This window comes from Bradyrhizobium sp. (assembly GCF_035935975.1).
GTDB lineage: Bacteria > Pseudomonadota > Alphaproteobacteria > Rhizobiales > Xanthobacteraceae > Bradyrhizobium.
Map to the genome: position 1 here is coordinate 135,257 of NZ_DASYWN010000007.1, position 21,007 is coordinate 156,263.

The window sequence follows — 21,007 nt, forward strand, 5'->3', positions numbered from 1 at the left end:
TCCGGTTGCAATCGGGCCTCCTCGCCGATGACCCGAGGCGAGAGCATACAAGCCGGACCTGGAGTTTCAACGGAAGGATGCGCGCCCGGTCCTGATGTCAGCCACGGCGCGGCGAAGAGCCGCTACTTGAACGGATCCTGGATCGACGGCGACGATTGCCTGATGCGGCGCACGCTCACCGGTTTACCGTCGGAGACGAACAGCAGTTCATACCTGCGGCCCTGGCTGTCGGTGGCCGAGCAGGTGACGTCGTTCACCTTCTTGGCGGCGAAATTGCCGGTCTGGCGGCAGACACCGGTCGAGATCTGCTCGGCCGGTACCGGCAGACCGTCGACCTTCGGCCGGTCCTTGGAGTTCAGCAGCATGCGGTCGATCGGCAGTTCGTAGGAGTTGTCGTCGGCCCGCTTGCCGTTCTCGCCGGAGAACGACACGACGTGGTTGGCGTCAGTGGGGTCGTCGACGGCGACCGCGAAATTGACCCGGCCCTTATCGCCATGGGCGTAGGCCACCGTCTTGCAGGCGAAGGTGCGGCCGGCGACCTTCAGTGTCTTGCAGTGGCCGGACATCAGCGCCAGCAGGTCGATGAAGGCGCTCTGCTGCGCCGGCGGATTGTTGACGCGGATCGGCGCGGAAGATTCGGCAAAACAAGGACTTGCGAAGGCGGCGAGGGCTGCGGCGAGAACCGGTTTGCAGAGGCGCATGGTCAGGCTCGCGTGCCAGGGGGCTGCGGTCAAGTTCCGTCCAACAACCATCGAACCCGAAATTGGTTGCGATCCCGTTTGTGCTGCAATTCCAGACTGGAATACCACCGCGCCACCCATCGGCGATTCGCCCAGATCGCCCCATCCGCCCCGGCAGGCACTTGTCGCCAAGCCGATGTTTTTTTCGTGGCAGAGCTAGCCCATTGCCGCCTGCCAGCGCCTGTCGCGCAAGGAGGGGCGGCGGTGCAGACGGGTGTCGAGCAGGTTGCGGGCGCGGGGGAGATCGCCGCCGCGCATCAGGGCGACGATGAAAGTGTCCTCGATCAGCTCGCGCTGGGCGTGGCTGCCGCCGATGCGGACGACGTCGTCGAGCACAGGCGCGAGCATTTGCGCGCAAGCCGCATAATCCTCGTCGACGAAGGCGGCCAGCGCGCGGCAGATCGCCGGCACCACGGGGCCGGCCGGTAGCTTGCCCTCGGCGAGCCGCTGCTCGATCACGGCGAGCCGGGCCGTGAGCGCATCCTGATTTTGCGTTGCGGCGGCGAACAGCGCCATGTGGACGTCGGCGAACGGCAAGCCCGACTTCGGAAACAGTTTTTGCGCAGCAGCGTCGGCCTCTACCCAGAGCGGCTTCGGAACGGCGTGGCCGTAGGCCGACAAGCGCCACAGCAGCGAGGCGCTGTCGGTGATGACGTTGAGCGGCGGTGCCTGCGTGGCGGTGGGCTGGAGCACATCAGCGTAGATTTGGAACGCACGCGTCGCATCGCCGTGCTCGAGCGCGCCAAGCGCCTGGTGCCAGAGGATATGGCCGTGCAGGATTCCAGCACGGTCGTAGGTCGGAATCCATTCGTCGACGAGACGGTCCGCTGCCTCGATCGAGCCGTCCTCGAACATCGCATGCAGCACCGCGTGCGCGGCGTGGGCGTTCGCCCGGCGAAGATCGAAGCCGCGCTCGGTGACCGCGCGGCCGCGCGCGACGTCGCCATTCTCGGTCATCGCCCAGCCGGACATGGTGAGGAACCACCAGTCCTCGCCATAATGCTGTGCGACGCGTTCGCACAGCTCATGCCGGGCGCGGTCGTGATCGGCCATGCCGGAGAACGCGAACAGGCCGAACGCGCCGAGCGGCAGCGACAGCACCACGGCATCGCGCGGCCATGCCTCGATGTGCTTGCGCATCGCTGCGATCGCGTCGGGGCCGCGTCCCTCGATCGCGAGCGCCAGCGTCTCGACATGCGAACGTTCACGCTCGGTGCCGCGCTTGGCGACGAGCTCGCGCGCGGTCGTCGCCTTCTGCCGCGCGAGATCGCCCTGCTGATAGAAGGCATGCACGCGGGCGCGGGCGATATGGGCCAGCGCAAAATCCGGATCGGCCGCGATCGCGCGCTCCAGCGTCTCCGCGGTGCCAGTCCACCCCGCCAGCATGAGATCGACGCCTTCGCGATAGGCGGCCGCCGCCGTATCGGACGCAGTAGAGATCGGCAGGCCGTAGCGGTCTTCATGCGGCATCGTCGTCTCCCGCTGTTACGCCGTCCGCGCGCGGCGGCCCTCGATCGGATAGGCTGGGTCGTTGTAGCCGGGCGTTGACGGATGGCCCGGCACGACCAGCCGGTCGATCAGCGCCTCGTCGTCGGCGGTGAAGCGGTAGTCGAGCGCGCTGACATAGCCGTCCCACTGTTCCTCGGTGCGGGGACCTGCGACGATCGAGGAGACGAAGGCGGAGTTCAGCACCCAGGCGACGGCGAACTGGCCGGCGGTGATGCCTTTCCTCTCGGCGTGGCTCTTGATCTCCTGCGCGAGCTGGAGCGATTCCGGCCGCCATTCGGTCTGCATCATGCGGGTGTCGTTGCGGCCGGCGCGCGTCTCCTTGTCGGGGGCGGCATCCGGCTTGTACTTGCCGGTGAGCACGCCGCGCGCCAGCGGGCTGTAGGGCACGATGCCGAGACCATAATAGGAGCAGGCCGGAAAGTGCTCGACCTCCGGCATGCGGTTCATCGCGTTGTAATAAGGCTGGCTCACCGCGGGCCGGTCGATGCCGAGCCGGTCGCAGATGTTGCAGATCTCGGCGACGCGCCAGGCGCGATAATTGGAGACGCCGAAATAACGCACCTTGCCTGATCGGATCAGATCACCCATCGCGCGCACCGTCTCTTCCAGCGGCGTCGCGTGGTCCTCCTTGTGCAGATAGTAGATGTCGATGTGGTCGGTGCCGAGCCGCTTGAGGCTTTCGTCCGCGGCCTGCAACACCCAGCGCCGCGACAGGCCGACGCGGTTGGGATCGTCCCCCATGGGGTTGGCGAGCTTGGTGGCGAGCACCCAGGCGTGGCGATGAGCGGCGATGGCGCGGCCGACGACTTCCTCAGAGCCGCCCTTCGAATAGGCGTCCGCTGTGTCGATGAAGTTGATGCCGGCGCCGCGCGCCTTGTCGATGATCCGTTTCGATGCGGCTTCATCGGTCGGCCCGCCGAACATCATGGTGCCGAGACAGATCGGCGAGACTTTCAGGCCGGTGCGGCCGAGCTGGCGGTATTGCATGGGGCGGTCCTCAATATTTCATTGGCGTGCAGCATAGCCAGCTAGCGCCGTCATTGCGAGCGCAGCGAAGCAATCCAGAGATGCGTCCGCGGAGAGATTTCTGGATTGCTTCGCTGCGCTCGCAATGACGGGTGTGGCGCGCAGCGGTGGTCGCCTCGCTGAGCAGAGTTACGCCGGCCCCTTCAAGATCTTGAAGACGCCGTTCGCCATCACGATGCAGCGATCGTCCACGGTGACCTCGGTGCTCATGAAGATCAGGCTGCGGGTCGAGCGCACCACGCGCGGGCGGGAGATCAGGATGTCGCCGATCTGGCCGGCTTCGACGAAATGGGTGTCGAGCTGCACGGTTGCCATGAACTCCTTGCCGGAGACGTAGCGGGCGGTCATGCCGCAGGTGCGGTCGGCGAAGGTCATCATCACGCCGCCCTGGACCATGCCGCGGCGGTTGTGGTGCTTGTCTTCGGTCGCGAGCGCGAATTCGTGCTGGCCGTCGACCTTGCGCTCCCACAACGGGCCGATCAGGTGCATGAAGCCCGTGGTCTCGAGGATGCTCCAGCCCTCTGATTTCAGCCTTGTGGCGGTCTTGGTGGTCATCTCTCCGTCCATCCTTGCGGGCGCTTGATCTCCGCTCGTTTCATCAAGCGCAGTCCTGGTGTAGTCAAGCATCATGAGAACTTTCGACGATGCCACCAGACGGAATATCGCAGAGGCCTGCGCGGCATTCGCGCGGCTGCCCGACGAGGTCGAGCCATCGGCACTGAAGCGCGCCGCAGTGGTGCTGGCGCTGACCGAATCCAATGACGGCAGCGATACGGCTTTTTTGCTGACCAAGCGTGCATCGAGCCTGCGCGCGCATCGCGGCCAGTGGGCGCTGCCGGGCGGACGCTGCGACGCCGGCGAGACGCCGGTCGAGGCGGCGCTGCGCGAGCTCGATGAGGAGCTCGCGCTCAGGCTTTCGGCCGATGCGGTGCTCGGCCTGCTCGACGACTATCCGACGCGCTCCGGTTATCTGATCACACCGGTCGTGGTCTGGGCGGCCGACAGTGCTGCGATCCAGCCGAACCCGGACGAGGTTGCCTCCGTGCATCGCATCGCGCTTGCGACGATCGAGCGCGACGAGGCCTTCGATTTCACCGCGATCCCCGAAAGCACCCGCCGCGTGATCCGCTTCCATCACCAGATGAGCCTGATCCATGCGCCGACGGCGGCGTTGATCTACCAGTTCCGCGAGGTGCTGGCGGGGCGGCACACCCGCGTCACTGACCTGGAACAGCCGGTGTTCGCCTGGAAGTGACGCAAGAAAAAAATAGGTAAACGGCACGTTAACGTGACGGTTACCGGATGCCTGCTAAGAGGGCTGCATGCATCATTCGATTCGAAAATCCCTGAGGCTGGTTCCATTTGCGCTCGTGCTGCTCGCGCCCACCGCACGCGGTGGCGAGGCCGATGCGCTGCCGCCCGCCGTCCGCGACGCCAACGCCCAGCTGCTGTCGCAGTTTTTTGGGCAAGGTGGGGCGTCGCCCGCCGTGCTGGAGTATCGCCGCAAGCTGCAGGAATATCAGGCCGCACGCGCGGCCTTCGACGAGGAGGCTGGCACCTATTGGAGCCAGATCTCCGAGAAGCGAAAAGGCCGCAACGCCAAGCGGCGCAGCGGACAGCAGATCACGCTGGACGATTACGTGCTGGAGCATCCGCCGCTCTATACCGGGCCGAAGCGGCCGGTGAACCCGGAGCCGGAGGAGACGCCGTCGCGCCCCGAGCGGAAGCCCATTCCCGTCGTCTCCGATCTCCTGCGCGCGGCGCAGGAGCTCTACCAGTTCACGCCGCAGCGCCCGTCCAGCGAGGTCGAGTTCAAGCGCGCCTATGCGCGCTACGCGCTCGCCTCGGGGCTGACGCGCGAGCAGGCGGTGCGGGTCTATTCGTTCGAGACCGGCGGCACCGGCAGTTACGACGTGCAGGCCGGCATCGAGCATGGCGGCAAGCGCGCGATCTCGACCGCGATGGGCTACAACCAGCTCTTGACCACCAACAGCGTCGAGCTGCTGGCCGAGCAGGGCCATGAACTCATTCGCGCGCTGTCCGACAAGGTAGGACGGACCTCGGGCCCCGCGCGCCAGGCGCTCGAGCACAAGCTCGGCGTTCTCAAGAAAATGGTGGCGCATGCGAAGGCGGTGCCTGACACCTGGTCGGAGCACGAGAAGATCGGCAACACCGCGCAGGGTTGGGCCATGCATGCGATGGTGCTCGACATCGATATCGGCCCGATGCTGCAGACCCACAAGCTGCTGACGTCGGTGCTGTTCGCGCGCGCCAAGGGTTACACGCGCCCGCTCACCGCCGCCGAGCTCGAGATGATGAACCTCACCGGCGACGGCACCGGCCTCGACATGGTGACCATGCCGCAGGCGATGCGCGAGCAGGTGCCGACCTCGAACTTCTTCCAGCGCGGCGGCTATGAACGCAACCCGGTCGCGATCCGCCACAACACGGTGGCGAAGCTGCTCGCGGTGACGGATACGCGGATGGACAGCAACAGCAACAATGCCGGCGCGCGGGAGCTCGCGGGGGCGTTTTAGATCTCGGTTGCTGTCATGCCCCGCCTAGTGCGCAATTGCGCACGGGGGGCGGGGCATCCAGTACGCTGCGGCTTCTCCGTATCCCATCGCTGTCTCTGGAATACTGGATCGCCCGGTCCCGGCTCCGCCAAGGCTACGCCGAGGCCCACACGAGCGCTCGGCACGCCGAAGCTTCAGCGAAGGCGGCAAGCCGGGCGATGACACCGGATATGTGGGTACCTTACCGCTCCGGCCCGAACTTGAAATTGCCGTCGCCTTCCAGATACGGGCCGCTGCGCATGTAGAGCTGGCCGTTATGGCCGATGAAGAAGAGCGTGCCCTTCGGCACCTTCTTGGCGCCCTTCAGGAGCTCGCCGGCATTGCTGGTGCCCATCTTGTAGGAGAAGGTCTTGCCTTCCTTGTCATAGGCATAGCCGGTGTCGGACTTGAGCTCCCACGGCGTCGCCGCGGTTTGTGCGCGTGCGGGTGCGGCGAAAGTGCCGAGCACCATGACCAGTGCAGCCGAAACAAATGTCTTTGTTGGAAATGCCATCATCCATCCTCCCCGTCGTTGGGGTTGCCGTTTTGAACAAATCACGAACGGCATTTTCGGGTCAATTCGCAAAACGCCGCAGCGCATCACGTCTTGCCTAGCAGTTTGTGATTTTCCCTTCGTCCCCTCGCGACTATGTTCCGCTTTCCGTCTAGAACGCAATTCGACAAAAAGATTGGTAGGGGATGATTCGTATGAACCATGTCATGAAAGCCTGCTCGGCTGCCGCGTTGCTTCTGACGGCGCTGGCGCCGGCTGCCCGGGCCGATGATTACCAGCTCAGCCATAACCAGCGGATCTCGTGCAGCCGCGGCCTCGCGCCGGGAAAGCTGAACACGGCAACCTGCAAGTCCTACACCTATCTTTTCAACACCAAGACCTCGGAATATTTCCGCTGCCAGGTCTCGCTGGCGCTGACGCGGGACAACAAGGAAGTCATCAACGTCCAGACCGACGGCGGCTGCACCAAGAAGCCGCGCATCTTCGAGACCGATGGCAAGTATGATTTCGACGCCACCGAGACCGAGCCGCCGAACACCAATTCGTTCTTCGGCCCCGGCGGCTACTCGATCTGGGCTGCCGACATGACGGCGCAGAAGATCCGCGGCTGCATCACCATCTCCTCCGGCCTCGGCTCCGACATCTCCAAGTGCCTGGACATGACGTTCCAGTGAAGGTTTGCGAGTGACGTCGTGTAGCCTCCCCCGCCCGGCGGGGGGAGGCTGCGCCACCTCGCCGCACCCGCCGGTTCCCGAAAAATCCAGCCGGAACGACCATTTACCGCAGTCCTGTTTTGCCTTTTGGATGGGTTGACCCGCATCCCTCATCCGGCCAACTTCGCCGCCGGTTTGGGGAGTACAACAACCATGAAACGGACGATTTTCGGCGCGGCCGCGGCTCTTGCTCTGGCGGCGTCGGCACCTTGCGCGCATGCGCAATCCTTCATCAACGTGCTGACCGGCGGCACCTCCGGCGTCTACTATCCGCTCGGGGTCGCGATCGGGAAGATCTACGGCGACAAGATTCCGAACGTGAAGACGCAGGTGCAGGCCACCAAGGCGTCGGTCGAGAATCTGATCCTGCTGCAGCAGGGCCGCGGTGAACTCGCGTTCACGCTCGGCGATTCGCTGAAAGCCGCCTGGGAAGGCGAGGAGGAAGCCGGCTTCAAGAACAAGCTGGACAAGCTGCGCACCATCGGCGCGATCTATCCGAATTACATCCAGATCGTCGCGACGGCGGAGAGCGGCATCAAGACGCTCGCGGACCTCAAGGGCAAGAGCCTGTCGGTCGGCGCGCCGAAATCGGGCACGGAGCTGAATTCCCGCGCGATCCTGGCCGCCGCCGGCATGAGCTACAAGGACCTCGGCAAGGTCGAATACCTGCCGTTCGCCGAATCCGTCGACCTTATGAAGAACCGCCAGCTCGGCGCGACGCTTCAGTCGGCCGGTCTCGGTGTCGCCTCGCTGAAGGATCTCTCGACCTCGGCCTCGATCACGGTGGTGTCGGTGCCGAAAGAGACGGTCGACAAGATCGGCCCGCCCTTCATCTCCGCGATCATCCCGGCCAACACCTATACCGGCCAGGACAAGGACGTGCCGACGGCGGCCGTGGTCAACTACCTCGTGACCAGCTCGGCCGTGTCCGACGACCTCGCCTATCAGATGACCAAGCTGGTGTTCGAATCGCTGCCCGAGCTCGCCAACGCGCACGCGGCCGGCAAGGAGATCAAGCTCGAGGCGGCCGCCAATGGCAGCCCGGTTCCGCTGCACCCCGGCGCGATCCGCTATTACAAGGAAAAAGGGCTGATCAAGTAGGTCGGCTCCCTCCTGCGTGGTCATTCCGGGATGGTCCGAAGGACCAGACCTCAGGTGCGCAATTGCGCACCGGGGAATCTCGAGATTCCGGGTTCGATGCTTCGCATCGCCCCGGAATGACGGCGGAGAGAGTCTTCGTGGATGCCCGGGCCTTCGCCGCGCCGAAGGGGCTTCGGCCCCGCAGGCGGGACAAGCCCGGGCATGACGGCGCGGGTAGACCGTGTCGGTGCTTTGAAGTTTGCCGGTTGGACTGGGGCGATTTGAGATGCTGGAAAAGGCAGAGGGCACCGCGGCGCCCATCAAGGTTGAATTCGACAATTTCGAGCATGGCTTTCCGGAGGGCTTTGGCCCGGGCTGGTGGGGCCAGCTCGCCTACTGGATCGGCATCGCGTTCGCGACCTTCCAGCTCTATGTCGCCGCCTTCAACTACCTGCCGAGCCAGGTGGTGCGCGGCGTCCATGTCGGCTTCCTGGTCCTGCTCACCTTCGGCCTGATCGCCAATTTCACCGCGAAGAGCAATGCCGGGCGCGCGCTCGGCTGGGTGATCGGCGCCGCCGGCTTCTTCTGTGGCCTGTATCAATGGATTTTCTACGCCGACCTGATCGCGCGCGACGGCGATCCGACCCGGCTCGATCTCGCGGTCGGTACGCTGCTCGCGGTGCTGATCTTCGAGGGCACGCGGCGCCTGATGGGCGCGGCGCTGCCGCTGATGTGCGGTGCCTGCATGCTCTACTGGTTCTTCGGCCAGTACCTGCCGTCGCCGCTCAACCATCGCGGTTACGATTTCGACCAGATCGTCACGCATCTGTCGTTCGGCACCGAGGGCTTTTACGGCGTGCCGATCTACGTCTCGGCGACCTACATCTTCCTGTTCATCCTGTTCGGCTCGTTCCTGGAGCGCGCCGGCATGATCCAGCTCTTCACCGACGTTTCTCTGGGGTTATTTGGCAGGACCCGCGGCGGCCCAGCCAAGGTCGCGGTGTTCGCCTCGGGCATGATGGGCACGATCTCCGGCTCGGGCGTCGCCAACGTCGTCACGGTCGGCCAGTTCACGATCCCGCTGATGATCAGGTTCGGCTACCGCCGTGCATTCGCCGCGGGCGTCGAGGCGACGGCCTCGATGGGCGGCCAGATCATGCCGCCGGTGATGGGCGCGGTCGCTTTCATCATGGCGGAGACGCTCGGCGTCCAGTATTCGGAGGTCGTCAAGGCGGCGGCGATCCCCGCGATCCTCTATTTCGCCTCGGCATTCTGGATGGTGCATCTGGAAGCCGGCAAGCATGGCCTCACCGGCATGAAGAAGTCGGAGACGCCGAGCGCCTGGAGGGCGTTGGTGAAGGGCTGGTATCTCGTGCTGCCGCTCGCAGCCCTCGTCTACATGCTGTTCGAAGGCTTTACGCCGCTCTATGCCGGCAGCATGGGCCTTGCCCTGACGGTGGCGTTGATCCTCGGGGCCAGTATCACGGCCGGCGTCTCGTCGAATGTGATCCGGTACATCTTCTGGATCGGCCTCGCGCTCGTCGTGGCGGCGCTGTCGCGTGAGGGTCTCCAGATCGTGCCGGTCGGCTGCGTCGTCGTCGCGCTGATCCTCATCACTGCCTTCGTTCGCGGCGGAATGTCCGCACTGCGCTCCTGTCGGGACTCGCTGGCCGAAAGCGCCAAGTCGGCGATCACCGTCGGCATGGCCTGCGCCATCGTCGGTGTCATCATCGGCATGATGTCGCAGACCGGCGTCGGCACCATCTTCGGGGGCTGGGTGATCGGCCTCGGCGAGAAGAGCCTGTTCCTGGCGTTGATCATGACCATGCTGCTGTCGATCCTGCTCGGCACCGGCATTCCGACCATCCCGACCTACATCATCACCGCCGCGCTCGCAGCACCTGCGCTGGCGAAGCTCGGCGTGCCCCTGATCGCGAGCCACATGTTCGCGTTCTATTACGGCATCATGGCCGACCTCTCGCCGCCGGTGGCGCTCGCAGCGCTCGCGGCGGCGCCGATCGCGAAGGAGAATCCGGACAAGATCGGCTGGGAGGCGATGCGCATCGCGCTCGCCGGCTACGTCATCCCCTTCATCTTCGTCTATTCGCCGGCCTTGATGCTGCAGGCGGGCGATCCCATGGCGGCCAAGCTCGGCTTCTACGGCGCGGTGGCGCTGGCGGCCTTCAAGGCGCTGGTGGCGATCGCGCTGTTCGGCATGGTCGCGATCGGCTTCCTGTTCACGCGGCTGACGCTGATCGAACGCGTGGTGGCGCTGGGCGCCGCGATGTGCCTGCTGGGCGACTTCGCTTTCAGCGACACCGCGGGCTTCGTGCTCTCGGCCGCGCTCGTGCTGTGGCAGTGGCGGCAGCGTCCGCCTGCTGTCGTCGAGGCGGCGTGAGCCTCTGCCTCGCAACGGCTGGAGGCGTGAAAGCGCTCGCGCTGTCCGCCTTCACGCTGGCGTGGACGCATTCGATCGCCAAGGTCGACTGGCAGGAAGACTGGCGCGTCACGCCTGCCGGCCTCGAGCTGGTGCAGGCCCGCGTCAAGGGCACCGGCCCCGGCATGGAGCCGCCGCCGGAGGCGCGGCTGGTCGACGGCTGGTTTCAATGGCAGCCCGCGCGTGCACCGATGCCGGAAGTGGTGCTCGGTAATTCCGGCGCGGCGGGAGAGTGGCGGCTGTGCCGTGAGGGAAGCTGCCAGACGCTTTCGGAGATTGTCGGCCATCCCGTCGGTGCTAACGTCACCACGATGAAGGTCTGCAAGGATCCGTAGCCCGGATGAGCGGAGCGACATCCGGGAACGGTGGCCCCGGATGTCGCTGCGCTCATCCGGGCTACAAGTACAACAACACGGGAGACACGCGATGGATCGGCTCAAGGGCAAGGTTGCGATGGTGGTGGGAGCCGGTTCGATCGGACCCGGCTGGGGCAACGGCAAGGCGACCGCGGTCACCTTTGCGCGTGAGGGCGCGCAGGTGTTTTGCGTCGATCGCAACGGCGCGGCGGCCGAGGAGACCGCGAAGATCATCAACGGCGAAGCCGGCAAGGCGACGGCCTTCACGGCCGACGTGGCGCGACATAACGAGATCGAGGCGATGGTCGCGGCGTGCCTGAAGGCCTATGGCCGCATCGACGTGCTCGACAATAATGTCGGCATCGCCGAGATGGGCAGCGTGGTCGATGTCGCCGAGGAGAGCTGGGACCGCGTCTTCACCGTCAACCTCAAGAGTGCCTATCTCACCATGAAGCACGTCATCCCCGTGATGGTGAAGCAGGGCGGCGGCTCGATCATCAACATCTCCTCGATCGCCTCGATCCGCCATGTCGGGATTTCCTACGTCAGCTACAATGCCAGCAAGGCGGCGATGAACCAATTGACGCGCTCCACCGCGATCGAGTTCGCGAAGAACCATGTGCGGGTGAACGCGATCCTGCCCGGCCTGATGAAGACGCCGATGGTGGAGCATTCCGCCGGCCTCGCCAACAGCTACGCCAAGGGCGATGTCGAGGCGATGTGGCGCGCCCGCGATGCGCAGGTGCCGATGGGACACATGGGCGAGGCCTGGGACGTCGCGAATGCCGCGCTGTTCCTGGCGTCGGACGAGTCGAAATATGTGACGGGGATCGAGCTCGTGGTCGACGGCGGGATCACGTGCAAGGCGGGGGCTTGATTTAGCTCCAGTCTCCGCTGTCGTCCCGGGGCGCGCAAAGCTCGTCCGGGACGACAGTGGCGTGTTTGGCGACTTACTGCGCCAGCGCCAGAATTCCGCCGGCGAACGAATGCCACGCCGCCGTCTCGCTGACCGGCCAGTTCAGGAACTTCACCGCGAGCATCGCGAGCGTGCCGTAGATGTAGACCGGATGCACGCGGCCTTCGGTGCGCCAGTCGCGCACCATGGCGACGACGAGCAGGAGCGAGGCGACCACGGCAGGGGCGATCGTCACCGGGACCGGCGGCGGGCCGGGCGGTCCGGGAGGGGCGAGGAAAGTCAGGAACCAGCGGGCGATGGCGGCGTCGAGGATCGAGACCGCGGCCAGCAGCATCAGGCGCTTGTGAATCTCGGGCCTCCGCGTGTTCATGATCGCAAGCACGAACACCGATGCAAAGAACGCGATGCCGCTCATCGGCACGATCGAGAAGGCGATGCCCGCATCGGTCTGGCCGAGCGCGGCCGCGTGCTTCATCGAGGTCACCGAGGCAAGGAAGCCGAAGATTGTCATTGCGGTCGCGAGCGAGACGCCGGCGATGCCGAGGGCGCGGTGATTGACCACGCGGCCCGACGCCGCGAGCCAGGTCTGGAGCACGAAATAGAGCGTCCAGGTGAAGAACAAGAAACCGTGAAAATGAATGACCGGGCTCGCGGACAGTTTCCCGTGGGCGAGCGGCATCCAATAGGTCGGTGCGAAGCCGAGAAAGGCGGTCGCCGCGCAGGCCAGAGCCATGTGGAGATAAAAATATCGTGCAGGCGACGCATCTCGCGCGCGTACACGACGGTCGTCGATCAGGACTGTCATAAGGGATGAGTCTGTGAGGAGACCGCCCGGTTCAACGCCAGATTGCCCTGTGTGATCTGGCGCACGTTGATCAGCCGCCCGCGCTCAATTCTGCGCGATCAAGCTCCTCCTCGAGGCGATGGAATGCATCGTCGCCGATCACCTCGGTGGCGCGGAGATGGAAGATCGATTTGCGCGCGGCGGCGATGGCGCGGCGGCGCAGCGGATCGGCGGGCAGTTCGCCATTGGCGATGCCGCCGTGCGGATCGTCGTCGGCCTGCATCAGGATGGCGCGGTATTCGAGCCGCAGGATTTCCGCCTCCTCCGACGGATCGTCCTCGATCGCATCGAGCGCAGCGCGATAGCACGCGGCGCGAGCGCGCGCGACCTCGATCCCGACGGGGTCGTCGTCCTTGAGACCGAAAGCCAGGATCAGCGGCCGCAGCGTCAGGCCCTGGATGATGAGCGATCCGAGCACGACGGCGAAGGCGATGAAGACGATGAAGTCGCGATAGGGAAAGTTCTCCGGCAGCGCGAAGGCGGTGGCGAGCGTGACGAGGCCGCGCATGCCGCACCAGGAGATGATGAGGCCGCCCTTCGGCGAGGCCACCTGCTTGGGATCCTTCGGATGGTAGATGTCGTGTGCGATCAGCACGCGCAGCGTGGTGCGGTAGAACGTGATCCATGCAAGCCGCACCAGGACCACCGTGAGCAGGATCCAGGCCGCCGCCACGCAATACTCCCAGCGGATGTCCGCATCGAGCCGCGTCCAGATCGGCCGCATCTGCATGCCGATCAGCATGAAGGCGAGCACGTTGAGCACGAACACCATCGTTTCCCACACCGCATAGGACGGCACCCGCAGCCGCGCCGGCATCCGTTCGCTCGCGGTGCGCGCCATGGCGATGGCGTAGACCACGATGGTGAGGATGCCGGAGAGGCCGAGATGCTCGGCGGCGATCCACACCAGGAATGTGGTGGCGAACTGAACGATGATGGCGCTCGGTGCTTCCTTGACGCGCTCCATGATGGGCGGGATGAGACGGGCCGCGACAAGACCGGCGATGACGCTGCCGACCAGCGCCAGCGCCATCGTCGGCGCGACCTGGCTCCAGCTCAGATGCTCGGTGACGACCGCGCCGACGGCGATGCGATAGATCAGGAGCGCGCTGGCATCGTTGAGCAGGCTCTCGCCCTCCAGCACCTTCACCATGCGGTAGGGCAGCTTGACCTGGCTCAGGATCGCAACCGCGGCCGCAGCGTCCGGCGGCGCCACGATCGCGCCGAGCGCGATCGCGGCGGCCCAGGGCATGTCGGGCACCAGCCGGTGTGCGACATAGGCCACGCCGGCCGTGGTCAGGCCGACCGCGGCGACGACCAGGGTCGAGACCGGAACCCAGTTGTTGCGGAGGTCCCGCAGCGAGGTGTCGAAGGCGGCATCGAGCAGGACCGGTGCGACAAAAAGCGCCAATGCGAGGTCCGGCTCCAGCGTCCAGGTCGGGCTGTTCGGCACGAAAGCGATCAGCGCGCCGCCGATCGCCAGAAAGGTCGGGTAGGGGACCTTGATCCGCCGCGCCAGCGCCGATAATGCAACGGCGCCGAGCAGCAGCGCGATGATCCATTCGAATGTCGACACGATCGTCCCCGAAACCGGTTTTGGCGGTGCCACAGGCTAGCACCAATCCGGCCGTATGATGGATAGTGCGGCCCCAAGGCAAGAGCGAACAAGAGCGAACAAGACTTTCCGACTGCAACAAGCATGCGTTTTCAGAAACTGATTCGACTGTCCGGGGCCGTGGTGCTCTCAGCGTTTTCGCTCAACGCGGGCTTTGCTGCGACCGGCGGCGAGCCGGCCGCTGTTGCGCAGGTCGATATCGCGCCCTGCCTTGCCGCCAGCGCGGCCGACGACATGGACAAGGCCAGTTCCGCCTGCGCGGCCGTGATCGACAACGAGAAGACGGCGAAGGCGGATCTGGTCAAGGCGCTGGTTGCGCGCGGTGCGCTATACGCGCGGCATGACCAGATCGATCGCGCGATTGCCGACGACAGCCGGGCCTTGCAGCTCGACCCCACGCTCGCGGATGTCTTCAACGCGCGCGGCGAGCTCTGGCTGAAGAAGGGCGACAAGCCCAAGGCGGTGCAGGATTTCGGTGCGGCGCTCAAGATCGATCCGAACCAGGAGAAGGCCAAGGCCAATCACAAGGCGATGGCGCGCGAGCTCGAGCGGATCGGGGCGCAGATGGCGGTCGCCGGCAAGCCCAGCTTCAATTGCAAGGGCGCGACGCGTGCCGTGGAGAAGGCGATCTGCGGCAATCGCGAGCTCGCCGATCTCGACCGCGAGATCTTTGGCTCGAACGAGCGTGCGATCCGGGAGGCGCGCAACCCTGCGGAAGCCAAGGTGCTCCAGCGCGAGCAGGACGAGTTCATTGCCCGCCGCAATGCCGGTTACGGGCGGCCGGGATACGATTTGAAGAAGGCGATGCAGGAGCGGCTGCAGCGGATCAACGGCGTGGACGGGTATTGAGGTCTTCTTCGCCTCTTCCTGAGGGAGTGCAGACGCCCGTGCGCCCCTGACAGGCCCGAAATTGAACCCATCCCTTGCCTGCCGCGACAATGGTGAAAACCTGAAGTCACGGAGTCTTCCTGATGTGCGGCACGCGTTCTTCCGCGCAAATGTTCCCGTTTGCCAAACTCCCGCTTGGCGCTTTCCTGCTCAGCGCGGCCATGAGCCTTGTTCTCGCGGCTCCGGCCTCGGCTGCCGTCGATTGCGTTCCCGGCAGCAAGGCCGCTCCGGCCGAGCTGATCACGGCGTGCAGCGCTATTGTCGACCAGGCTTCGAATCCATCCTCCGACCGCGCCGCGGCGCTGTTGGTTCGCGCCGACGCCAACGCGCGGACTTCGGGCGGCCTCACGCAGGCGCTGCGGGACATCGATCGCGCCATCGCGCTCGACGGCAAGAATGCAAAGGCCTGGCGCCTGCGCGGCGACCTGCTGCGCGAAGCCGGTGGTGACCTCAACCGCGCCGCCTCCGACCTCAGCAAGGCGATCGAGCTCGATCCGCAGGATGCGGAGGCTTACGAGCTGCGTGGCGTGGTCTACACCAGCCAGCGCCGGCTCGACCGCGCGCTCGCCGATTACGACCAGGCGATCAAGCTGAAGGCTGATTATGCGCAGGCCTGGTCCGACCGCGGCGTGACCTATTATCTCGGCGGTGACAACGACAAGGCGGTCCGCGATCTCAGCGAGGCCCTGCGGCTCGATCCGAACCGGCCGCGCAGCTACACCAATCGCGGCGCGGCCTACAAGAAGCTCGGCCAGCTCGACAAGTCCGTCGCCGACGACGGCGAGGCGATCAGGCTCGATCCCAAGGTGCCGGAATATTACGACAATCGCGGCCTGTCGCTGGCCGCGATGGGCAAGTACGACGAGGCGATCGCCGATTACGGTCAGGCGCTGCGGCTGGCGCCGAGGCCGAACTTCTTCACCAACCGCGGCGATTCCTATCAGCTCAAGGGCGAGCTCGGCTCGGCCTTGAGCGACTATGAAGCCGCGCTGAAGCTCGATCCGAATTTCGCGCAGACCTACAACAACCGCGCCGTGCTCTACAAGAAGATTGGCGAGCGCAGGAAGGCGCTGGCCGATTACGAGACCGCGCTGAAGCTCGATCCCGGCAACGACAACGCCGCCAACGGAAAGCGGACCATGATCGCGGAGATCGCGAAATTCGGCGATGAGCCGCAGCGTCCGCTCGCGGCCAATTCCGGCAACGGTCCCTCCTTCGATTGCGCCACGGCGAGGCGCGAGGTCGAGAAGGTGATCTGCGCCGATCCGCAGCTTGGCGTGCTCGACCGCCAGATCGCCGAGACCTATGAGCGCAAGCTCAAGGTGGTGAGCAAGCGCTCGGCCAGCGATTTGCGCAAGACCCAACGCGATTTCCTCGCGACCCGGAACGCGAGTTTTGGAAGGCCCGGCTACGATCTCCGGAAGGTCATGCAGGATCGCTTGCAGCGGCTGAATGCGATGGAGAGCTAGCTGCTACCACGTGCACACTGTGTTCCCTCCCCCCTTGCGGGGAAGGGTTAGGGAGAGGGGTAGCCACACACTCGGAGCGGAGTTCGCGGCTACCCCTCTCTCCCGCTCTCCCCCGCAAGGGGGGAGAGGGCTCACCCTCGCGCCGGCTTTCAGTTTGCCTCAATCGCCCTTCTGACGATCATTGCTCCCCCCAAAAGGCCGATCCTTTTCAGCTTGAACCGCGCCCCGATCCCGGGAAAATACCCCTCAAACAACGCCGGTCCTTGATCCCTGTCATGGCGGGACGCTCGTCCTGTCGGTCAGGTCCGGGCCAGGCGAACAAAGGTAACGGGAGCGCGGGAATGAACGTCCAGGGGAAGAAGAGTCTCTATCACGAGGTCCATGCGCGCTCGCTGGCCGATCCGCAGGGCTTTTGGGCCGAGGCGGCCACGGAGATCGACTGGATCGAGCCGCCGAAGACGATCTTCGATGCCTCGCAGGGCGTCTACGGCCGCTGGTTCACGGGCGGCGTCGTCAACACCTGCTACAACGCGCTCGACCGCCATGTCGAACGCGGCCGCGCCGACCAGGTCGCGCTGATCCATGATTCGCCGCTGACCGGCTCGGTTACCAAATTCACCTATGCAGAGCTGCTTGCCGAGGTGCAGGCGCTCGCCGCCGTCATGCAGGATTTTGGCGTCGCCAAGGGCGACCGCGTCATCCTCTATATGCCGATGGTGCCGGAGGCCGTGGTTGCGATGCTCGCCTGCGCGCGCATCGGCGCGGTGCACTCCGTGGTGTTCGGCGGCTTTGCCGCAAAGGAACTCGCCACCCGCATCGACGATGCGCAGCCCAAACTCATTCTCTCCGCAAGCTGCGGCATCGAGCCGGGCCGCATCGTGCAATACAAGCCGCTGCTCGACGAGGCCATCAAGCTTGCTGGCAGCAAGCCCAAGGCCTGCATCGTGCTGCAGCGGCCGCAACTCACCTGCGACCTCACGCCCGGCCGCGATTATGATTGGACCAGCTTGCGCCGCAAGGCGATGAACGACGGCAAAAAGGCGCCTTGCGTGCCGGTCGCCGCCACCGATCCGCTCTACATTCTCTACACCTCGGGCACGACAGGCATCCCCAAGGGCGTCGTGCGCGACAATGGCGGCCATCTCGTCGCGGTGAAATGGTCGATGTTCAACCTCTACGGCGTCAAGCCGGGCGAGGTCTGGTGGTGCGGCTCGGACATCGGCTGGGTGGTCGGCCACAGCTACATCATCTACGGCCCGCTGCTGCATGGCGCGACCTCGATCATGTACGAGGGCAAACCGGTCGGCACGCCCGATGCCGGCGCGTTCTGGCGCGTGATCTCCGAGCACAAGGCGGTGGCGTTCTTCACCGCGCCGACCGCGTTCCGCGCCATCCGGAAGGAGGATCCGGAAGGAAAGTTCATCCGGCAATATGATCTCTCCAAGTTCCGCACGCTGTTCCTCGCCGGCGAGCGCGCCGATCCGCCGACGGTGGAATGGGCGGAGCAGCAGCTGAAGGTGCCTGTCATCGACCATTGGTGGCAGACCGAGACCGGCTGGTGCATCGCCGGCAATCCGGTTGGCCTTGGCATGCTGCCGGTGAAGCACGGCTCGCCGACCGTGCCGATGCCGGGCTATCAGGTGGACGTCGTGGACGAAGCTGCAAAGCCCGTCGGTCCCAACACCATGGGCTCGATCGTCATCAAGCTTCCGATGCCGCCAGGTTGCCTGCCGACGCTGTGGAATCAGGATGCGCGTTTCAAGGAAGCGTATTTGAGCGAATTCCCCGGCTATTACAAAACCTCCGACGCCGGCTACAAGGACGAGGACGGCTATGTCTTCGTCATGGGCCGCACCGACGACATCATCAACGTCGCCGGTCATCGGCTCTCCACCGGCGGCATGGAGGAGATTCTGGCTTCGCACCCCGATGTCGCCGAATGCGCCGTGCTCGGCGTCAAGGACGCGATCAAGGGCGAGGTGCCGTGCGGCTTCCTCGTGCTCAAGGCCGGCGTGAAGCGGGCACCAGCCGAGATCGAGAAGGAGATCATCGCACTGGTGCGCGACAAGCTCGGCCCAGTCGCCGCCTTCAAGCTCGCCATCACCGTCGGCCGCCTGCCCAAGACGCGCTCCGGAAAGATCCTGCGCGGCACCATCAAGAAGATCGCCGATGGCGAGGCCTGGACCATGCCGGCGACGATCGAGGATCCCAAGGTGCTGGACGAGATCGGGGAGGCGCTGAAGGGGCGGGTGTGAGGTTTGGGCCCGTCATTCCGGGGCGATGCGAAGCATTGGACCCGGAATGACGGTGTGCCGACTTACAATCTCCTCATTCCGCGCTAAACAGGGCCGGCCAACAGGGGACCTCCTATGCCACTCGCCGCCGCGCCGCGCCTGCTTGCAGCCGTAGCTCTCGCCATCGCCCTCTCCGCCTGCTCGGCGCGCTACCAGACGCCGGTGGCCATGGGCGGCGATGATGACGATGCGGTGTGCCAGAGCCGCGGCTATGCGCAGGGCTCGCCCGAATACGTGGCCTGTCGCAAGGACCGCGACGTCCAGCGTAACGCCGCCACCGCCCGCTCCGACCGCCGCCAGCGCGATCTCGGCGAATACATGCTGAACCATCCCGAGCGTCCCTGACACCGGCTGCGGAATTATCCTGCGCACTCCTCGCGTTTCTCGTGACACATCTGCAACGCCGCGGCCAAATCGTGTCGCGTTTGTCCTGATTTGATCGGCGTCAAATCCTTGGCCATCCCCTTTCTGCTCTGACGCACATGTCGCGCAACGAAGCGCGCCTATGGCTGAAGGGGAATGCAATGAACGGAACGATAAGAAACGTGGCGCGGCTTGCGACGTTTGGCGCGATGCTCGCGGGGACTTTTGCCTCGGCGCAGGCGGCCGATCTGCCTGTCTACAAGAAGGCGCCGCCGCCGGCCGAGAGCTTCAATCCGTGGATGGTGCGTTTGCGTGTGCTCGGCGTGTTGCCGGATGCAGGCGGCTCGACCGTCAATGTCGCGGGCGTGCCTTCGCTGTCGTCGCCGAATTCCGGGCTCTCGATCAGCGACCAGGTCGTGCCCGAGCTGGACATCAGCTATTTCTTCACGAAGAACATCGCGGCCGAATTGATCCTCGGCGTGACCAGGCATTCGATCAGCGGCACCGGCTCGCTGGCGAATTTGCCGATCGGCAAGACCACGCTGCTGCCGCCGACGCTGACGCTGCAATATCACTTCGACAATTTCGGCGCGTTCAAGCCGTATATCGGCGCCGGCGTGAACTACACCGTGTTCTTCAACAATTCGGCTGCGAATGCGCCGTCCGTCATCGCCGGCCCGCCCGCGATCGCCGCCACCACCACGGGCCTCCATGTCAGCAATGCCTGGGGCGGCGCCGTGCAGTTCGGCTTCGACTACATGCTCGACCGGCACTGGGGTCTCAACGTCGACGTCAAGAAGCTCTGGCTGCGGCCGGATTACAGCGCGACCGTCTCGGGCCTGCCCGTCACCGGCACCGCGCATATCGACCCGTGGCTGGTCGGCGGCGGTGTGACGTACAAGTTCTGAGGGCACGGCAGTAACCATACAAAACAAAAACGCGGCGGGTTTTCCCGCCGCGTTTGCATTCGGTTGCGGTTGGACGGCGGAGGATTACTCCTCTTCGTCCTGCTTCTTGCCGCCGAGCGTCTTGAGCTTGGCGAACACGGCGTCGACGTTGAGGTCGTCGCTGGACTTCTCCGCCGGCTCGTACTCGTCCTTGCGGGTGGTCTCCGAGGCCGGCAGCAGGGTGGCGCCGCCATAGGCTGCGTCGATCGGCTTTTCCTTCGCCGCGCGCTGCACCTCGAAATCGAGCTCGATCTGCGAGCAGAGGCCGAGGGTGACCGGATCGATCGGGGTCAGCTGGGACGTGTTCCAATGGGTGCGGTCACGCACGCTGGCGATGGTGCTCTTGGTGGTGCCGACCAGGCGCATGATCTGGGCGTCCTTGAGCTCCGGATGGCTGCGCAGCAGCCAGAGGATGGCGCTCGGGCGCTCGTGGCGGCGCGAGACCGGGGTGTAGCGCGGGCCCTTGCGCTTGGGCTGCGGCGGCAGCACCACCTTGCTCTCCTGGAGGCGGAGCCGGTAGTCCGGATTCTTCTCGCCCTTCTCGATCTCCTCGCGGGTCAGCTGGCCGTTGGAGAGGGGATCCATGCCCTTGATGCCCTGGGCGGCGTCGCCATCGGCGATCGCGCGCACCTCGAGGGGATGCATCTTGGTGAAATCGGCGACCTGGTCGAAGGTCAGCGCGGTGTTGTCGAGCAGCCAAACGGCGGTCGCCTTGGGCATCAGAGGTGCGTTGCTCATGGC

20 protein-coding genes are annotated in these 21,007 nt (G+C 65.3%); 12 read left to right on the forward strand and 8 right to left on the reverse strand.

What is annotated here, in order from left to right:
- Positions 1 to 122: 122 nt before the first annotated feature.
- The 4 genes from VGR99_RS02545 to VGR99_RS02560 all read right to left on the reverse strand — a co-directional run bounded on the left by VGR99_RS02545 (position 123) and on the right by VGR99_RS02560 (position 3,830).
- Positions 123 to 701, reverse strand: a complete 579-nt coding sequence (locus VGR99_RS02545; protein ID WP_326896844.1) for a hypothetical protein — start codon at positions 699 to 701, stop codon at positions 123 to 125.
- Between the two features lie 195 nt (positions 702 to 896).
- Positions 897 to 2,210, reverse strand: coding sequence for a tetratricopeptide repeat protein (locus tag VGR99_RS02550; RefSeq protein ID WP_326896729.1), 1,314 nt, complete (start codon positions 2,208 to 2,210; stop codon positions 897 to 899).
- A gap of 15 nt (positions 2,211 to 2,225) precedes the next feature.
- Complete coding sequence (locus VGR99_RS02555; protein WP_326896730.1) at positions 2,226 to 3,236, reverse strand: aldo/keto reductase; 1,011 nt, start codon at positions 3,234 to 3,236, stop codon at positions 2,226 to 2,228.
- Between the two features lie 168 nt (positions 3,237 to 3,404).
- The gene (locus VGR99_RS02560; protein ID WP_326896731.1) at positions 3,405 to 3,830 is read right to left on the reverse strand and encodes a PaaI family thioesterase; all 426 of its coding nucleotides are present in this window, start codon (positions 3,828 to 3,830) and stop codon (positions 3,405 to 3,407) included.
- 73 nt (positions 3,831 to 3,903) lie between these two features.
- Here VGR99_RS02560 and VGR99_RS02565 point away from each other — a divergent pair, with 73 nt between their 5' ends.
- Positions 3,904 to 4,530 carry a CoA pyrophosphatase gene (locus VGR99_RS02565; RefSeq protein ID WP_326896732.1) on the forward strand — a complete coding sequence of 209 codons (627 nt, stop codon included), beginning with the start codon at positions 3,904 to 3,906 and terminating at the stop codon, positions 4,528 to 4,530.
- Positions 4,531 to 4,597: 67 nt separating this feature from the next.
- The gene (locus tag VGR99_RS02570; protein WP_326896733.1) at positions 4,598 to 5,812 is read left to right on the forward strand and encodes a hypothetical protein; all 1,215 of its coding nucleotides are present in this window, start codon (positions 4,598 to 4,600) and stop codon (positions 5,810 to 5,812) included.
- Positions 5,813 to 6,032: 220 nt separating this feature from the next.
- On the opposite strand, the gene VGR99_RS02575 is transcribed toward VGR99_RS02570, so the two are convergent.
- A complete protein-coding gene (locus tag VGR99_RS02575) occupies positions 6,033 to 6,344 on the reverse strand; it encodes a hypothetical protein (protein ID WP_326896845.1) in 312 nt (103 codons plus the stop codon).
- 194 nt (positions 6,345 to 6,538) lie between these two features.
- Here VGR99_RS02575 and VGR99_RS02580 point away from each other — a divergent pair, with 194 nt between their 5' ends.
- The 5 genes from VGR99_RS02580 to VGR99_RS02600 all read left to right on the forward strand — a co-directional run bounded on the left by VGR99_RS02580 (position 6,539) and on the right by VGR99_RS02600 (position 11,807).
- On the forward strand, positions 6,539 to 7,018 hold the full coding sequence (locus tag VGR99_RS02580; protein WP_326896734.1) for a hypothetical protein: 480 nt from the start codon (positions 6,539 to 6,541) through the stop codon (positions 7,016 to 7,018).
- A gap of 192 nt (positions 7,019 to 7,210) precedes the next feature.
- Positions 7,211 to 8,158: a TAXI family TRAP transporter solute-binding subunit gene (locus tag VGR99_RS02585; RefSeq protein WP_326896735.1), complete on the forward strand. Its 948-nt coding sequence runs from the start codon at positions 7,211 to 7,213 to the stop codon at positions 8,156 to 8,158.
- 265 nt (positions 8,159 to 8,423) lie between these two features.
- On the forward strand, positions 8,424 to 10,535 hold the full coding sequence (locus VGR99_RS02590; RefSeq protein WP_326896736.1) for a TRAP transporter permease: 2,112 nt from the start codon (positions 8,424 to 8,426) through the stop codon (positions 10,533 to 10,535).
- On the forward strand, positions 10,532 to 10,909 hold the full coding sequence (locus tag VGR99_RS02595; RefSeq protein ID WP_326896737.1) for a DUF1850 domain-containing protein: 378 nt from the start codon (positions 10,532 to 10,534) through the stop codon (positions 10,907 to 10,909). The genes VGR99_RS02590 and VGR99_RS02595 overlap by 4 nt, the downstream gene beginning before the upstream one ends.
- Positions 10,910 to 11,000: 91 nt before the next feature.
- Entirely contained in the window at positions 11,001 to 11,807 is an 807-nt protein-coding gene (locus VGR99_RS02600) for a glucose 1-dehydrogenase (protein WP_326896738.1), read from the forward strand.
- Between the two features lie 73 nt (positions 11,808 to 11,880).
- On the opposite strand, the gene VGR99_RS02605 is transcribed toward VGR99_RS02600, so the two are convergent.
- Positions 11,881 to 12,651 carry a hypothetical protein gene (locus VGR99_RS02605; RefSeq protein ID WP_326896739.1) on the reverse strand — a complete coding sequence of 257 codons (771 nt, stop codon included), beginning with the start codon at positions 12,649 to 12,651 and terminating at the stop codon, positions 11,881 to 11,883.
- A gap of 70 nt (positions 12,652 to 12,721) precedes the next feature.
- Complete coding sequence (locus tag VGR99_RS02610; protein ID WP_326896740.1) at positions 12,722 to 14,299, reverse strand: sodium:proton antiporter; 1,578 nt, start codon at positions 14,297 to 14,299, stop codon at positions 12,722 to 12,724.
- 90 nt (positions 14,300 to 14,389) lie between these two features.
- Here VGR99_RS02610 and VGR99_RS02615 point away from each other — a divergent pair, with 90 nt between their 5' ends.
- From VGR99_RS02615 to VGR99_RS02635, 5 genes are all read left to right on the forward strand, one after another.
- Entirely contained in the window at positions 14,390 to 15,154 is a 765-nt protein-coding gene (locus VGR99_RS02615) for a tetratricopeptide repeat protein (protein WP_326896741.1), read from the forward strand.
- A 122-nt stretch (positions 15,155 to 15,276) separates the two neighbouring features.
- On the forward strand, positions 15,277 to 16,662 hold the full coding sequence (locus VGR99_RS02620) for a tetratricopeptide repeat protein (protein ID WP_326896742.1): 1,386 nt from the start codon (positions 15,277 to 15,279) through the stop codon (positions 16,660 to 16,662).
- Between the two features lie 341 nt (positions 16,663 to 17,003).
- Positions 17,004 to 18,917 carry a propionyl-CoA synthetase gene (locus VGR99_RS02625; protein WP_326896743.1) on the forward strand — a complete coding sequence of 638 codons (1,914 nt, stop codon included), beginning with the start codon at positions 17,004 to 17,006 and terminating at the stop codon, positions 18,915 to 18,917.
- A gap of 114 nt (positions 18,918 to 19,031) precedes the next feature.
- A complete protein-coding gene (locus VGR99_RS02630; RefSeq protein ID WP_326896744.1) occupies positions 19,032 to 19,301 on the forward strand; it encodes a hypothetical protein in 270 nt (89 codons plus the stop codon).
- A 179-nt stretch (positions 19,302 to 19,480) separates the two neighbouring features.
- Entirely contained in the window at positions 19,481 to 20,227 is a 747-nt protein-coding gene (locus VGR99_RS02635; RefSeq protein ID WP_326896745.1) for an OmpW/AlkL family protein, read from the forward strand.
- An 84-nt stretch (positions 20,228 to 20,311) separates the two neighbouring features.
- Here VGR99_RS02635 and VGR99_RS02640 read toward each other — a convergent pair whose 3' ends face one another.
- Complete coding sequence (locus VGR99_RS02640; protein WP_326896746.1) at positions 20,312 to 21,004, reverse strand: DUF1013 domain-containing protein; 693 nt, start codon at positions 21,002 to 21,004, stop codon at positions 20,312 to 20,314.
- Between the last annotated feature and the right edge of the window lie 3 nt (positions 21,005 to 21,007).

Excerpts from the sequence above, each read along its gene's own strand:
- VGR99_RS02590 (WP_326896736.1), top strand. The coding sequence starts at position 8,424 with ATGCTGGAAAAGGCAGAGGGCACCGCGGCGCCCATCAAGGTTGAATTC.
- VGR99_RS02560 (WP_326896731.1), bottom strand. The coding sequence starts at position 3,830 with ATGACCACCAAGACCGCCACAAGGCTGAAATCAGAGGGCTGGAGCATC.
- VGR99_RS02620 (WP_326896742.1), top strand. The coding sequence starts at position 15,277 with ATGTGCGGCACGCGTTCTTCCGCGCAAATGTTCCCGTTTGCCAAACTC.
- VGR99_RS02585 (WP_326896735.1), top strand. The coding sequence starts at position 7,211 with ATGAAACGGACGATTTTCGGCGCGGCCGCGGCTCTTGCTCTGGCGGCG.
- VGR99_RS02580 (WP_326896734.1), top strand. The coding sequence starts at position 6,539 with ATGAACCATGTCATGAAAGCCTGCTCGGCTGCCGCGTTGCTTCTGACG.
- VGR99_RS02550 (WP_326896729.1), bottom strand. The coding sequence starts at position 2,210 with ATGCCGCATGAAGACCGCTACGGCCTGCCGATCTCTACTGCGTCCGAT.
- VGR99_RS02635 (WP_326896745.1), top strand. The coding sequence starts at position 19,481 with ATGAACGGAACGATAAGAAACGTGGCGCGGCTTGCGACGTTTGGCGCG.
- VGR99_RS02605 (WP_326896739.1), bottom strand. The coding sequence starts at position 12,651 with ATGACAGTCCTGATCGACGACCGTCGTGTACGCGCGCGAGATGCGTCG.
- VGR99_RS02625 (WP_326896743.1), top strand. The coding sequence starts at position 17,004 with ATGAACGTCCAGGGGAAGAAGAGTCTCTATCACGAGGTCCATGCGCGC.
- VGR99_RS02600 (WP_326896738.1), top strand. The coding sequence starts at position 11,001 with ATGGATCGGCTCAAGGGCAAGGTTGCGATGGTGGTGGGAGCCGGTTCG.
- VGR99_RS02545 (WP_326896844.1), bottom strand. The coding sequence starts at position 701 with ATGCGCCTCTGCAAACCGGTTCTCGCCGCAGCCCTCGCCGCCTTCGCA.
- VGR99_RS02615 (WP_326896741.1), top strand. The coding sequence starts at position 14,390 with ATGCGTTTTCAGAAACTGATTCGACTGTCCGGGGCCGTGGTGCTCTCA.
- VGR99_RS02565 (WP_326896732.1), top strand. The coding sequence starts at position 3,904 with ATGAGAACTTTCGACGATGCCACCAGACGGAATATCGCAGAGGCCTGC.
- VGR99_RS02555 (WP_326896730.1), bottom strand. The coding sequence starts at position 3,236 with ATGCAATACCGCCAGCTCGGCCGCACCGGCCTGAAAGTCTCGCCGATC.
- VGR99_RS02575 (WP_326896845.1), bottom strand. The coding sequence starts at position 6,344 with ATGGCATTTCCAACAAAGACATTTGTTTCGGCTGCACTGGTCATGGTG.
- VGR99_RS02640 (WP_326896746.1), bottom strand. The coding sequence starts at position 21,004 with ATGAGCAACGCACCTCTGATGCCCAAGGCGACCGCCGTTTGGCTGCTC.
- VGR99_RS02570 (WP_326896733.1), top strand. The coding sequence starts at position 4,598 with ATGCATCATTCGATTCGAAAATCCCTGAGGCTGGTTCCATTTGCGCTC.
- VGR99_RS02630 (WP_326896744.1), top strand. The coding sequence starts at position 19,032 with ATGCCACTCGCCGCCGCGCCGCGCCTGCTTGCAGCCGTAGCTCTCGCC.